The 14,971-nt window shown below is 32.2% G+C and carries 13 protein-coding genes; 11 read left to right on the top strand and 2 right to left on the bottom strand.

Going from position 1 to position 14,971, the window contains the following annotated elements:
- From B7R67_RS20335 to B7R67_RS20350, 4 genes are all read left to right on the top strand, one after another.
- Nucleotides 1-286: hypothetical protein (locus tag B7R67_RS20335; RefSeq protein WP_208615676.1), on the top strand; the 286-nt coding region annotated here is incomplete at its 5' end.
- A 490-nt stretch (nt 287-776) separates the two neighbouring features.
- The gene (locus tag B7R67_RS20340) at nt 777-1,514 is read left to right on the top strand and encodes an ABC transporter ATP-binding protein (protein WP_088072818.1); all 738 of its coding nucleotides are present in this window, start codon (nt 777-779) and stop codon (nt 1,512-1,514) included.
- Nucleotides 1,511-2,731, top strand: coding sequence for an ABC transporter permease (locus B7R67_RS20345; RefSeq protein WP_088072819.1), 1,221 nt, complete (start codon nt 1,511-1,513; stop codon nt 2,729-2,731). The genes B7R67_RS20340 and B7R67_RS20345 overlap by 4 nt, the downstream gene beginning before the upstream one ends.
- Nucleotides 2,732-2,744: 13 nt before the next feature.
- Nucleotides 2,745-3,473 carry an EcsC family protein gene (locus tag B7R67_RS20350; RefSeq protein WP_088072820.1) on the top strand — a complete coding sequence of 243 codons (729 nt, stop codon included), beginning with the start codon at nt 2,745-2,747 and terminating at the stop codon, nt 3,471-3,473.
- Between the two features lie 14 nt (nt 3,474-3,487).
- Here B7R67_RS20350 and B7R67_RS20355 read toward each other — a convergent pair whose 3' ends face one another.
- Complete coding sequence (locus tag B7R67_RS20355; RefSeq protein ID WP_088072821.1) at nt 3,488-4,687, bottom strand: M20 family metallopeptidase; 1,200 nt, start codon at nt 4,685-4,687, stop codon at nt 3,488-3,490.
- A 181-nt stretch (nt 4,688-4,868) separates the two neighbouring features.
- On the opposite strand from B7R67_RS20355, the gene B7R67_RS20360 reads away from it, so the two are divergent.
- The 4 genes from B7R67_RS20360 (at nt 4,869) to hemY (ending at nt 10,834) form a co-directional block, all read left to right on the top strand.
- Nucleotides 4,869-7,019 (top strand): transglycosylase domain-containing protein, encoded by a 2,151-nt coding sequence (locus B7R67_RS20360; protein WP_088072829.1) that lies wholly within the window; start codon nt 4,869-4,871, stop codon nt 7,017-7,019.
- A 366-nt stretch (nt 7,020-7,385) separates the two neighbouring features.
- Nucleotides 7,386-8,423, top strand: coding sequence for a uroporphyrinogen decarboxylase (gene hemE / locus B7R67_RS20365; protein ID WP_088072822.1), 1,038 nt, complete (start codon nt 7,386-7,388; stop codon nt 8,421-8,423).
- Nucleotides 8,424-8,452: 29 nt separating this feature from the next.
- Entirely contained in the window at nt 8,453-9,385 is a 933-nt protein-coding gene (gene hemH / locus B7R67_RS20370; RefSeq protein ID WP_088072823.1) for a ferrochelatase, read from the top strand.
- Nucleotides 9,386-9,412: 27 nt separating this feature from the next.
- Complete coding sequence (gene hemY, locus B7R67_RS20375; protein ID WP_088072824.1) at nt 9,413-10,834, top strand: protoporphyrinogen oxidase; 1,422 nt, start codon at nt 9,413-9,415, stop codon at nt 10,832-10,834.
- A 198-nt stretch (nt 10,835-11,032) separates the two neighbouring features.
- Here the strand turns inward: hemY and yhfH are convergent, their stop codons facing one another.
- On the bottom strand, nt 11,033-11,164 hold the full coding sequence (gene yhfH / locus B7R67_RS20380; RefSeq protein ID WP_088072825.1) for a protein YhfH: 132 nt from the start codon (nt 11,162-11,164) through the stop codon (nt 11,033-11,035).
- A gap of 177 nt (nt 11,165-11,341) precedes the next feature.
- Here yhfH and B7R67_RS20385 point away from each other — a divergent pair, with 177 nt between their 5' ends.
- The 3 genes from B7R67_RS20385 (at nt 11,342) to B7R67_RS20395 (ending at nt 14,757) form a co-directional block, all read left to right on the top strand.
- Complete coding sequence (locus B7R67_RS20385; RefSeq protein WP_088072826.1) at nt 11,342-12,070, top strand: MBL fold metallo-hydrolase; 729 nt, start codon at nt 11,342-11,344, stop codon at nt 12,068-12,070.
- A 15-nt stretch (nt 12,071-12,085) separates the two neighbouring features.
- Nucleotides 12,086-13,075, top strand: coding sequence for a lipoate--protein ligase (locus tag B7R67_RS20390; protein WP_088072827.1), 990 nt, complete (start codon nt 12,086-12,088; stop codon nt 13,073-13,075).
- 149 nt (nt 13,076-13,224) lie between these two features.
- Nucleotides 13,225-14,757, top strand: coding sequence for a fatty acid--CoA ligase family protein (locus B7R67_RS20395; RefSeq protein ID WP_088072828.1), 1,533 nt, complete (start codon nt 13,225-13,227; stop codon nt 14,755-14,757).
- Nucleotides 14,758-14,971: the final 214 nt, after the last annotated feature.

The following is a 14,971-nucleotide window of genomic DNA, read 5'->3' on the forward strand; positions in this document are numbered from 1 at the left end:
TTTCAATTGTTTGAACTGGAAAGAGCGTGTTGCTTTCCCTTCAAGAATTAGAATACCCATAAGAAGAGATAGTATGCATTTAAAGAGCAGAAAAAATAGTAAAAGTGGAAAAGCAGGAAAAGCAGGAAAAGCAGGAAAGACATTTACAGTATTCCAATCAACTTTAAATTGTATAAAATCTTTTTCAAATATGTGTTCTGTAAAAAATCAACAATTATCATTAACAAAGCCAAAAATAAAACAAGAAGCAACTAATAGTTGCTTCTTGCTGAAGGAGAAAGATTAGAAAAGATTGTTGGTTATTAAGTTAAATTGTCTTTAACAGACACCTCATTTGCTTTAATGTTCAATTAATTGGTACACCTAAAAATAAATTATATGTTCTGCTCGAGACACCTCATTTACAAATTGGTATACTAAAGACCTTTGTTATGAATGATACTGTTCAAGCGCACCATCTCCTTAGATTTTATCACTGTTGTATATGACAACGATGTTTAGTCTTAGGAGATACCTCATTTCACTTAAAACAAATATCTGACTTAGGTTTGAACGCAAATTTAACTATCTTTAACACACACCTCATTTCAAATGATTGAACTGGAAAGAGTGTGTTGCTTTCCCTTCAAAAATTAGAATACCCTTAAGCGAAAATAGTATACAAAAAAGAAGGATTTTTTTTTAATATGACATAAATATGATATTAAGGAAGTTAAGATTATTATTTGATACAATACAATAATAGAGGAAAGTACATTTGAAAGGATTTGTAGTGAATGACTTTATTAAATGTAAAAGATGTATCAGGCGGATATACACGACAGCCAGTTATAAAAAATGTTTCGTTTACAATCGAAAAAAATGAACTAGTAGGATTAATTGGTTTAAATGGTGCGGGGAAAAGTACAACGATCAAGCATATATTAGGACTTTTAAAGCCCTCTAAAGGCGAAATTTTGATAAATGGAGAATCATTTGATAAGGATCCAACTGCTTATCGAGCAAGTTTGTCATATGTTCCTGAAACACCTATGATCTATGATGAACTAACATTACAGGAGCATCTTGAAATTACAGCTTTAGCTTATAGTATTTCTGAAAAAGACTTTAAAGAGCGTAGTGAAAAATTATTAAAAACTTTTCGATTAAACGATAAGAGAAAATATTTTCCTTCTACATTTTCTAAAGGTATGAAACAAAAGGTAATGATCATTTGTGCTCTTATTGTCCAACCTCAACTATACATAATTGATGAGCCATTTTTAGGATTAGACCCAATTGCCATTAATGATTTGCTGGAAATATTAAAGGAAGAAAAAGAAAATGGTGCTGGAATATTAATGTCTACTCATATTCTTTCAACGGCACAAATTTATTGTGATTCTTTTATAATTCTGCATGAAGGTTTAATTATTGCGAAAGGTACTTTAAATGAATTACAAAAACAATTTAATATGCCTAATGCTTCATTAGATGAAATTTATATTTTTGCAACAAAGGAAAAAGAATTATGAGCACAATCAAAGAACTATGGTTAGCGCGGTATAGGAGTTTTATTAAAGAGATGAGCAGATATGGTCGTTATATTTTTAATGATCATATTAAGTTTGTAATTGTTTTTGCGTTTGGAGGAGGAGCATATTATTATCAACAATTGTTAAAGACAATTTCTCCAGATTTTCCAATAATTTTACTTATCTCTTTTTTATTTGGTTTAATTGTTATTTCTGGACAAGTAATGACATTTTTTAGAGGGCCAGATTTACATTATTTACTTCCTTTAGAAAAGAAGATGAAGGGTTATTTTATTCGCTCTTTTTTCATCTCATATGTTGTTCAGGCATATTTATTGTTAATGTTATTAGGTGTAATTTATCCACTTTATAAGAAGTTTTTATTAGGGGAAACTACAAGCTTTCTTGTTTTTATGGTAATTATTTTCTTATTAAAAGGATATCATTTATTTATTTCTTATTTACATCTTTCAAATAAAGGAATGATAAGTCGTACATTCGATTATTGTTTTAGATTCATTTTTACTTTCTTTTTTATTTATTGTTTGCTAAGTAAAATGAATAGTTTTTTCTTATTAATTTCCATCGTTATTTTAGCTGGTTATGCTTTACTCATTCAAATCAGTAGTGAAAATAAACGAGTACAATGGGATCGAAACGTCAAACTAGATACGTCAAGATTAGCTACTTTTTATCGTTTCGCGAATCTGTTTACTGATGTTCCATCAATACAGCAACAAGTGAAACGTAGAAAATGGGCAGATTCAATTATTAATAAAATTAAGACCAAAAATGCTGCGAATTATCTCCTTGTTCGAACATTCATTCGAAATGGTAATTATTTAAGTATGTTTTTAAGGCAGGTATTTGTAGGGGGCTTTGTAGTCTATTTAGTGCCAACTTTAATTGGAAAAGTATTAGTAGGTATTTTATTTCTTTATGTAATTTCAATTCAAAATATGTCGATATTGAAACAATATAATTATCATTTATTATGGAAAATTTATCCATATGCAAATGAAGAAAATAAAAAATCTATTTCGATACTTTTGTATATACTACTGTTAATATGCAGTCTTGTTTTTAGTATGATTTGTTTAATTAAGGGATTGTCAATTTTAAACTTTATTATTGCGATCGTGGTGTATACTTTATTTTCATTGTGGTTCATTAAAATTTACGTTCAAAAAAGACTGAGTCAGCCACAAAAATTGTAAAGGGTGGACTAAAATGGATTCTTACGAACTTCGTATTCAATATGAATTATCTAGATGGAAGCAAAAAATAATGGCAGATTCTAATTTTTTTCAAACATCTGCAAAAAAAGTCCAATTAAAGATTCAATCGTTATTGCCAGAACAAATCCAAGATTTACTTACGAAAGCAGTAAAAAATATGATGGTATTATTCATGGGTGGATCTACTATATTTAATGGTAGTGGTGAAGAGTATGAAGCATTATCAATCAGAGAAAAAGATTTAATGTTAGATAAAAAACTTAATGAATACAAAAAGATTTCTGCTGTCGAAGGTGCAGGAACAGGGGCAGGTGGTTTATTACTTGGACTTGCCGATTTTCCACTATTAATGGGGATAAAAATTAGGTTCCTAGTAGAAGCTGCAAAAATTTATGGTTACTCTCCAAAGGATGAACTTGAACGTCAATTCATGCTATATATTTTTCAATTAGCTTTTTCAAGTGACGATCATCGAAAAAAAATTTACCAAGTTATCGAAAATTGGGAAGATAAAATAGACGAAAATCCACAAGTCAATTGGGAGCACTTACAACAAGAGTATAGAGATCATATCGATTTAGCAAAGCTCTTACAATTAGTACCTGTTATCGGTGCACCTGTTGGAGCGTATGTAAATTATCAGTTACTTGAGCAATTAGGTGAAACTGCAAAGAATGCTTATCGTTTAAGATATATGAAGCAAAAAGGAGAACTTATGTAAGTTCTCCTTTTTCCTTATTTTTGTTCGACTAGTTTTTGTGATTGTTTTAAAGAAGCTAACGTTACAGATCCAAGTGTCTTTGCTGCAATTAGCATCGCTTTTTCATCAAAATCAAATTTTGGATGGTGATGTGGATATGCTTCTGTTACATGAGGAGGTTTTGCTCCTGTGAAAAAGAAAGTTCCAGGAACTTTTTGTAAATAGTAAGCAAAGTCCTCACCGCCCATTTTAGGTTCCATTTCTTTTAAATGAGTCACTTCATCAATTGAAGCAGCTATTTTTACTAGTAAGTCAGTTTCTTTTTCGTGATTTACTACTGGTGGATAGCCTTCATCGTACTTAAATTCATATGTAACGTCGTTCGCAAGGCAAATTCCTTTAATGATTCTTGCCATTTGTTCTTTTACCTTTTGCTGTGTTTCTTTTTTAAATGTACGAACTGTACCTATTAACGTTGCACGATCAGCAATGACATTAAAAGCGTTTTTAGCTTCAAAACTGCCAACTGATAGGACGACAGTATCAATTGGATTTATTTCACGGCTAACGATTTGTTGGAGTGCTAAAACAAGCTGACTAGCAATTACAATACTATCCTTTGTACGATGTGGTTCTGCACCATGACCACCTTGACCTTGAATCGTAATTGAGAAACGATCAGCGGCTGCCATAATTGGTCCACTTCGATACCCTATTGTACCTAATTCTTCAATAGCCCATAAATGTGTTCCATAAACTTCATCTACTTCATTAAGACAACCATCAGCAATCATTGAAATAGCTCCACCGGGTGCATATTCTTCAGCATGTTGATGAAGTAAGACAACTTTTCCATCCCATGAATCTTTCAGATCATGTAAAGCTTTTGCTAAATACAATAATGTAGCAGTATGGCCATCATGTCCACATGCGTGCATAACCCCAGGTACTTTTGATGAATATGGAACATTCTTTTCATCTTGAATTGGTAGTGCATCAAAGTCCGCACGCAGAGCAATCGTTTTTCCAGGATTACGACCTGTTATTGTTGCAACGATTCCGTTACCACCAACGTTTGATTTAAATGGAATGTTTAACTGTTTATAAAAATTTTGAATGAATTTTGCCGTTTCGTATTCTTTAAATGAAAGCTCTGGATTCTCGTGTAAGTATCTCCGAGTAGATACCATTTCAGGATAATATGAATCTAATAAAGTAAATAAATCTGTCATTATTTCACCCTCCTACAAATTATCTATATAACCTATTCAAGAAATGTATTTGATATCCTTTAAATTATCTACATAATACAAATGACGAAAAATGTATTTCCAAGGAAATATGTATCGAAAAGAAGGAATTAATGACTTATTCATGGGAATTAATGGATATACTAGTAGGTATATGGTTAGAGAAATGAAGGTGAAACGTTTGAAAAAATGGGGATATTTAGCAATAGGACTGTTAAGTGTCCTGTTAATTAGCTTTATAGGATTTCTACTTATTGTCTTTTTAGGAAACTATGTGATTGATGAGGATAAGTTAGTAGTTCATTCCTCGTCAGAAATGGTAGATTTAGAGGGGAATTTTGTTTCAAAGCTTTATAATGAGAACCATCAAATTGTTTCGATAGATGATATACCTGATTATACTAAACAAGCAGTAGTTTCAATTGAAGATGAACGTTTTTATAAACATCACGGAATTGATACGCAATCAATCATCCGTGCTGTAGCAAATGATATAAAAGCATTTAGCAAGGTTCAAGGAGCAAGTACTCTTACTCAACAGCTCGCAAAAAATGTATTTTTAACGAATGAGAAATCTTTTATGAGAAAAACAAAGGAAGTTATCATCGCTATTAACTTAGAACGAAAGTATACGAAAGATCAAATATTAGAAATGTATTTAAATCAGGTCTATTTTGGTCACGGAGTATATGGAATTGGTGGCGCAGCAAAGTATTATTTTGGGAAGGATATTCAAAATTTGTCTATAGAGGAAAGTGCTTCTCTAGCAGCGTTACTAAAGGCTCCATCTCATTATGATCCAGTTTCACAGCCACAAAGAAGTTTAGAGCGTAGGAATCTAGTGTTATATAAAATGTTTGATAATCACTATATAACGAATTCTGAATATGAAAAAGCCAAATCTAAGCCAACAGTTTTACATATTACTGAACAAAAATTTGAAAATGGTTTTGCTACGTATATTGACATGGTCATTAAGGAGGCAAAAAAGAAATATGGAATTTCTTATGATGAACTTTTAAATGGTGGATATAAAGTAGTTGTCCCGATTCATAAGAAAACTCAGTTAACTGCCTATAAATATTTTAAAAATGGAAACTATTTTCCCGGAACAGATCAAAATGCTGAAGGAGCATTTATTTTAATAAATGCCGAAACAGGTGGAGTAGAAGCAGCAATTGGTGGTAGGAATTATTACTTTCAGGGCTTGAATCGTGTTAATGTGAAAAGGCAACCTGGTTCAACCATCAAGCCATTACTAGTTTATTCGCCCGCACTTGAAACAGGAAATTATAATCCATATTCCTTAATTCCTAACGAGCAAAGTGCATTGGGAGAGTATAAACCTAAAAACTATAATGAAGTTTATTCGAAAAATATTTCAATGTATAATGCACTTCTTCAATCAGCAAATGTACCGGCAGTCTGGTTACTAAATGACATAGGAATAGATAATGCGAAACAATATCTTGAGAAGATGAATTTAAATATTCCAGATAAAGGTTTAAGTATGGCTCTTGGTGGCCTTAAAGAAGGATTAACTCCATTAGAGTTAGTTAAAGCATATAGTTCTTTTGATCATGATGGAGATGCATTGGAACCATTCGTAATAAACGCAATTTATGATCGTAACAATGAATTAGTAGCCGAGGCGAAAATTAAGGAATATAAGGTCTTTTCTTCACAAACTTCTTGGTATATGACAAAAATGCTCAGAGGTGTTGTAAGTGAGGGAACAGCTAATAAAGGTAGTTTTAAAGGTGATTTAGCAGGAAAAACAGGATCAACAAATATACCTGGACAAACAAACGGAAATAAGGATGCATGGTTTGTAGGGTATACACCAGATGTAGTTGGTGCAATTTGGATGGGATATGATAAAACGGATTCAAAACATTTCTTAAGAAATGGAAGTGCATATCCTACAATTTTATTTAAGAAAATCTTAAGTGAAGCAGGAAGAGAACCATCTACAGTTTTTGAAAAACCTAAAAATATAGATGATCTAGAATCGCCAATCAATCTAGAACCTATTTCAAATGTTAGATCAAAAGTATCGTTCTCACCATTTGGATTATTTACAGTTGTTATTCACTGGAATGCACCAACTGACCACAGACAACAGTATCGAATATATCGAGTGAAGAATGGGAAAGAGAAATTAATTGATACAGTAACAGGAGTAGATGAATACAAAGATTCATTCGTAAATGTATTTAATGTACCTTCTTATTATGTAGTACCTTATAATCCACAAACAAAAGAAGTAGGTAATAGGTCTAAACTTGTCAAACCTAACATAAGAAATAAGGAATAGACATTTTAAGGCTCTCCTTCTTATCAAATGATTTGAAGGGGAGTTTTTTTATTTCATCATAAAAATCTTAAAAAACAGGAAGTGCAGTTAATGTAAGCGTAATATTTCTGTCATGGAAACCCTACTTTTTCTTAACCTGTTCTTAAAATTTGATTAAAACTCTAAGATTATTAATTCGATATTTTACATATATTTTGATATAATTTTTAATGGGAAAAGTCTGGTAGTAAAATAGATCTATTAATTGACAAAAATTGTAAAATAATTGAACTTTATGTGTCAAAATTTAAGTTTTCTATACAATTAATGGTTCAATCAGTATATTTAATAGTAGAGTTTGGAAAAGTGAAAGGGAGACTTTGAAGGATGAAAAAAGATTTTAACGATACATTTCTTAAAGCGATTAGAGGAGAAGCTGTAACACATACGCCAGTTTGGTATATGAGACAAGCAGGTCGTTCACAACCAGAATATCGAAAAATAAAAGAGAAATATTCTTTATTTGAAATTACACATCAGCCTGAATTATGCGCTTACGTAACAGCGCTTCCAGTAGAACAATATAATGTTGATGCTGCAATTTTATATAAAGATATAATGTCTCCACTTCCTGCAATTGGAGTAGATGTAGAAATACAATCAGGAGTAGGTCCGGTAATTAGCAATCCAATTCGTTCTTTAGAAGATGTAAAAAAGTTAACTGATATTCATCCAGAAGAGCAATTACCGTATATTTACGACACAATTAAATTATTAACGACAGAAATTCTTTCTGTACCATTAATCGGATTTGCTGGGGCTCCTTTTACGGTTGCTAGTTATATGATCGAAGGAAGACCTTCTAGAAGCTATAATAAAACAAAATCATTTATGTATGCTCAACCAGAAGCTTGGTTTGCGCTTATGGATCATTTAGCTGACATGACTATTAAATATGTGAAGGCACAAGTAAAAGCAGGAGCTAGTGCAATTCAACTATTTGATTCATGGGTAGGCGCATTGAATGCGAATGATTATCGAATTTATATTAAACCATGTATGGAGAAAATTTTTACTGCTTTAAAAGCGGATAAGATCCCAACGACGATGTTTGGAATCGGTGCAAGCCATTTAATTCATGAATGGAATGAACTACCAGTTGATGTAATCGGATTAGATTGGAGAACGTCAATTTCTGAAGCGCGTTCATTAGGCATTACAAAAACACTACAAGGTAATTTAGATCCTGCATTTTTATTAGCTCCTTGGGAAGTAATCGAAGCACGAGCTAAAGAAATTTTAGATGAAGGTATGGCAAATCCTGGTCATATTTTCAACTTAGGTCATGGGGTATTCCCAGAAGTAAATCCTGATACTCTTAAACGATTAACAAGTTTTGTACATGAGTATTCATCTAGAGGTTAAGGTTAATATAAAAGGACTATGGTGATGACATGAAAGAAAAAATCGGTTTATTAGTTATGGCATACGGTACGCCATATAAAGAATCAGATATTGAGCGTTATTATACAGATATCCGTAGAGGGAGAAAGCCTTCTCCAGAAGCATTAGAAGAACTAACAGAAAGATATCGTGCAATTGGTGGAATCTCTCCATTAGCAAAAATTACGCTTGAGCAAGGGAAAGCATTAGAAGAAGACTTAAATAAAATCCAAGACAAAGTAGAATTCAAAATGTATCTTGGACTAAAGCATATTGAGCCATTCATTGAAGATGCAGTAGAAGAAATGAAAAAAGATGGTATAACGAAAGCGGTTAGTATTGTTCTTGCACCTCACTATTCTACTTTTAGTGTTAAGTCTTATAATGAACGTGCGACGAATCACGCTGAAAAAATTGACGGTCCGACTATTTTACATGTTGATGAATGGTATAAGGAAGAAAAATTTATTCAATATTGGGTTCGTGAAGTTGAGAAGGTTCTAGAGCCAATGAATGAAGAGCAACGTGTTAAAACTGCCTTTATTTTTTCAGCACATAGTTTACCTGAAAAAATACTAACTTACGGTGATCCATACCCAGAACAGCTTAAGCAAACTGCTCAATTGGTTGTAGAACAATCTGATATTCGACATTATTTCTTAGGCTGGCAAAGTGCGGGTAATACACCTGAACCGTGGCTTGGTCCGGATGTCCAAGATTTAACACGTGAGTTAAATGATAATTATGATTTTGATACGTATGTTTATTTACCTTTAGGCTTTGTAAGTGAACATTTAGAAGTACTTTATGATAATGATATTGAATGTAAAATTGTAACAGATGAAATTCAAAAAGCTTACGTTCGACCTCCAATGCCTAATACAGATCCATTATTTATTAGTGGACTTAGTACTGTTGTATTAAGAAAGTGGAACGAGCAATAATACAGTTTTGAAATAGGAGGTAATGAAGTGAATAAGAAGGTTGTCATTATTGGTGGCGGAATTACTGGATTGACAGCTGCCTACTATTTAAAACAAGAAAAACTAAAAAATAACCTTCCTATTGATATTCAATTAATTGAAGGATCTTCAAAACTTGGTGGGAAAATCCAAACTATACGAAAAGATGGATTTGTAATTGAACGTGGACCTGATTCATTCTTAGCAAGGAAAACGAGCGCGTATCGATTAGCCGAAAATTTAGGTATTGAAGATAAAATAGTCTTTAACACGGCTGGAAAGTCTTATGTTTTAGCACATAATAAATTACATGGTATGCCAGAAGGTTCGAATATGGGGATACCTACTCAAATAAAACCTTTTGTGTTTTCAGGTCTCTTTTCACCTGCAGGAAAACTTCGTGCAAGTTTAGATTTTGTTTTACCTAAAACGCATGTTGAAGGTGATATGTCATTAGGTAAATTTTTTAGAAGAAGACTTGGGAATGAAGTAGTTGAAAATTTAATTGAACCGCTTTTATCAGGTATTTATTCTGGAGATATTGATCAAATGAGTTTAATGGCAACATTTCCGCAATTCTTCCAAATTGAACAAAAACATCAAAGTATTGTATTAGGAATGAAAAAAGAAATGCCTGTTAAAAAATCAAAAGGTCCAAGAAAAGGTATTTTCCAGACTGTAAGTACAGGCCTTCAAACAATCGTAGAACGAATTGAAGATCACCTAGATAAAGAAGAAGTTTTAAAAGGCGTCCAAGTTGTTAATATAAATAAAATTGGAAAGAAATATGAGATTGTACTTAGCAATAACGAAACGATTGAATCAGATTCCATTATCGTTACTGTACCTCATCGTTTTATTCCTGAAATTTTCAACAATAAACCTGTTTTTGAGCCATTCAAAAAAGTACCTTCTACTTCAGTTGCAAATGTTGCACTTGCATTTCCAGAGGAAGCAATTAAGAAGGATATTAACGGTACAGGCTTTGTGGTTTCTAGAAATAATGATTATAATATTACAGCATGTACATGGACTCATAAAAAATGGCCACATGCTTGTCCGAAAGGAAAAGTATTATTACGTTGTTACGTAGGACGCCCTTATAATAAGGAAATAGTCGATAAAACAGATGAAGAACTTGTTGAAATTGTATTAGAAGATTTAAGAAAAACAATGGATATAACAGAAAAACCAGAGTTTTATGTCGTTTCAAGATGGAAAGACGCTATGCCTCAATATACGATCAACCATAAAGAACGTACGAAAAAAATGGAACAGTATTTACAAAAAGAAATGCCTGGTGTATCAGTGATTGGCTGTTCATTTTATGGATCTGGATTACCGGATTGTATTGATCAAGGTGAAAAAGCAGTTTCAGATACAATTGAATTTTTATTTTCTAATGAAAAACAAGCTGTCCCAAATTCTTAAGTTGTGTTGATTAAATATTAAAAACAAGAGCAACCGAAAAAGTATAATGATACTTTTAGGTTGCTCTTTTTTTCTATTTAGAAAGTATTGGCAGCAGTTAGTTACCAACTTTATGGATAATCTGTCTTCGCTAATCGGCGAGGTTTCTTTTTTATGGAACTGTACTAGTTCATCCTTTTATAAATCTAAACACTAAAGTTAAAAACTATTTTTTAAGCAATTTGAACAAGTGTTACTGTAGCAATCGTGTTGCTCCTCAATCGTCGAATTACATTGTTTACACTGTTTTTTTGGTAATAGTTTTAAAAATTCGGACATTTTCACTAGCATGCTACCATCTCCTTTAGTTATCTTGTTATTATTGTATTACTACAACTTATTAAATGTCAATCTGTATTAGTACAATTTTAAAAAATAAACTAAATGCCTATTTTTGATTACTGATAGAGCCAAGCTTATAAATTTAAATATTCATAGGAATAATAGGTAAAAAGGAGCGTGTTATTCATGAAAGTAACCGTTATTGGTTTTTGGGGTGGCTATCCTGGAAAAGGTGAAGCAACATCATGTTATTTATTTAAATCAAAAAACTTTAATTTACTAGTCGATTGTGGATCGGGTGCATTAGCAAGTCTACAAAATTTCATTGACCTTAAAAGTATAAATGCTGTTATCATTTCACATTATCATCATGATCATATTGCAGATATCGGAGTGCTCCAATATTATAAACTTGTAAATTCCGGAATAGAAAAGTTTGCATTGCCTATTTATGGTCATAATTTAGATACTGAAAAATTCCAAACATTAACATATAAAGAAGCAACTAAGGGATATGAATATGATCCAAATGAAACACTCAATCTTGGACCATTTACAATTCGTTTTATGAAGACAGTTCACCCAGTTGATTGTTTTGCAATGAGGATTGAGACATCAAGCCACTCGGTCGTTTATACAGCGGATTCAAGCTATACAGAAGATTTCGTACAGTTTGCTGCTAATGCAGATTTACTGATTAGTGACTGTAACATGTATGAGAATCAAGATGGTAAAAAGGTGGGGCATATGAGTAGTAAAGATGCTGCAACGATTGCATCTCATGCAGAAGTAAAAGAACTTCTTTTGTCACATCTTCCCCATAGTGGTGATACAAAACATTTAATAAGTGAAGCCGAAAAGTATTATAATGGACAAGTACATCTAGCTTATACGGGGTTTGTATGGAAATCATAATTAAGGAGGAGAAAAATGCTTTTTTTAGATAATAGAGGAATTACCGATCCAACATTAAATTTAGCGATGGAAGAATATGCGTTGAAAAATCTGGATCCTGAAAATACATATTTTTTGTTTTATATTAATGAGCCATCAATCATAATAGGGAAAAATCAAAACACTGCAGAAGAAATTAATTCTTCATATGTGAATGAAAATAATATTCACGTTGTTCGAAGGTTATCTGGTGGTGGGGCTGTATATCATGATTTAGGAAATTTAAATTTTAGTTTTATCACGAAAGACGATGGTGATAGTTTCCATAACTTTAGAAAATTTACTGAGCCAGTCATCGAAGCCTTAAAAGAACTTGGGGTAAATGCTGAACTTAGTGGAAGAAATGATATATTAGCTGAAGGTAGAAAAATTTCGGGGAATGCTCAATTTTCAACGAAAGGAAGAATGTTTAGCCACGGTACTTTGTTGTTTAACAGTAATATTGATGAAGTTGTTAACGCATTAAATGTAAAGCTTGAAAAGATTCAATCTAAAGGGATTAAATCGGTAAGAAGTAGAGTTGCAAACATTAAGGAATTTTTATCCGAGAATATTACAATTCAGGAATTTAAAGATTTGATCTTACAATCTATTTTTAAAGAGCACGGTAAAATAGAAAGATACGAATGGACAGAAGAAGACATAAAGAATATTAAAGAGCTAGCAGAGAGTAGATACCGAAATTGGGATTGGAATTTTGGAAAATCACCTAAATGTAATATTCAGCAAAGTAAGAGATTCGCAGCAGGGTCTGTAGACATTCGTTTAGATGTAAACAAAGGAATCATAGAGAATGTAAAAATCTATGGTGATTTCTTTGGAGTAGGTGATGTAGCTGATATCGAACAGATTCTTGTTGGTACTAGGTTTGATAAACAAGAGATTGAAAATAAAATTAATGATCTTAATATGAACCATTATTTTGGAAATGTAACAAAAGAAGAATTTATGAGTTTATTATTTTAAAAAAGAGTGGGAAACCACTCTTTTTTTTTTGTAGTGCGATTAATTGTAGTTTGAAAAAGTAAAATTATTCTCACTTGTCAGAATTGTTTTCTAGCAATATAATATATTTAGAATATTTTAAATTGTTATTCAAAAGGAGGTAATTTTTCTTGAACTTAGTTCAAACACTGTCACAAACAGCTTTAAAGCATCCTGAACAATCTGCAATTGTTTTTGAAGGGCAATCATTTTCTTATTCAACACTAGATACATACATTACGAAATTTGCAAGTGGCCTTTCTAAATTAGGTATTAAAAAAGGAGATAAAATAGCGTTAGTCGTAGGGAATTCACCACATTTTATTATTTCGCTATATGGTGCAATGAAAGTAGGAGCGGCTGTCATACCTGTTAATCCTCTTTATTCACCTGATGAATTAGTTTATATTTTAACGAATGGCGATGCAAAAGCTGTAATTACATTAGATTTATTTCTTCCACTAGTAGAAAAAGCTTCACCAATTCTTCCCAACATAGAACACTTCATTATTTGTGAAACAAAGCAAGAAAATCCATATGAATTTAAAAACAATAAATTGAAATCGTTTACAAATGTTGTTGGTCTTGGAGACTTAGACTTCAATGAACCGGACTTACAAGATGATGATTTAGCAGTAATTTTATATACATCTGGTACAACAGGTAAGCCAAAAGGGGCAATGTTAACGCATAAAAATCTTTATTCAAATGCAATGGATGCTGGACATTTTCTTGGCTTTTCGAGTGCTGAGAAAGTAATTGCAACTTTACCAGCATTCCATGTGTTCTGTTTAACTGTGGCATTAAATGCACCGTTAATGTATGGAGCAACAGTTATTCTTGTGCCTAAATTTAGTCCGAAAGAAATATTTGATATTATTCGAACACAAAAGGCAACTGTTTTTGCAGGTGTACCAACAATGTATAATTTCTTATATCAATATCCAGAAGGAAAGACTGAAGACTTTGAATCAATTCGATTATGCATTTCCGGTGGTTCATCTTTACCAGTTGCATTATTAGAGAATTTTGAACAGAAATTTAAGGTCATTATTTCTGAAGGTTATGGATTATCAGAAGCATCTCCAGTTACGGCATTTAATCCATTAGATCGTCCAAGAAAAGCAGGATCAATTGGAACAAATATTAGCAATGTAGAAAATAAAGTAGTAAATGAATTAGGAAATGAAGTAGCAGTTGGAGAAGTAGGAGAGTTAATTGTCCGTGGCCCAAATGTTATGAAAGGTTACTATAACATGCCTGAAGAAACCGCAATGACTATTCGAGATGGCTGGTTATATACTGGTGATTTAGCAAGAGTAGATGAAGATGGCTACTTCTATATAGTAGATCGAAAAAAAGAATTAATCATCGTTGGAGGATATAATGTGTATCCTCGTGAAGTTGAAGAAGTAATTTATAACCATCCAGAAGTAGTTGAATGTGCTGTAATCGGATTACCGGACGATAATTTTGGAGAAAGTGTCAAAGCATACGTAGTAACAAGAAATCCACAATTAAGCGTAGAAGCTCTGACAGATTATTGCAAAGCATACTTAGCAAAATATAAAGTACCAAGGTCAATCGAATTTATTCCAGAGCTTCCTAAAAACGCAACTGGTAAAATATTAAGAAGAGCATTAAAAGATTCTGTTACACAATGATATTAAGGTAAAAAGGTACAACTTTTATAAGTTGTGCCTTTTTTAATATTCATTTCCTATTAGGGTGTAATCAATATTAATAAAAGTTAGTCACTTATATTCCTTAAAAGATAACGTTTGAATAGAATCTAATAACTACAATGTAATAAGAAGGGATTGTACCTTTTCGCTAAAAGAGAGACTCCTTTGGGAGTAGCGGGAAGGGTGAGACCCC

Source organism: Gottfriedia luciferensis (assembly GCF_002156865.1).
GTDB classification, from domain to species: domain Bacteria; phylum Bacillota; class Bacilli; order Bacillales; family Bacillaceae_G; genus Gottfriedia; species Gottfriedia luciferensis.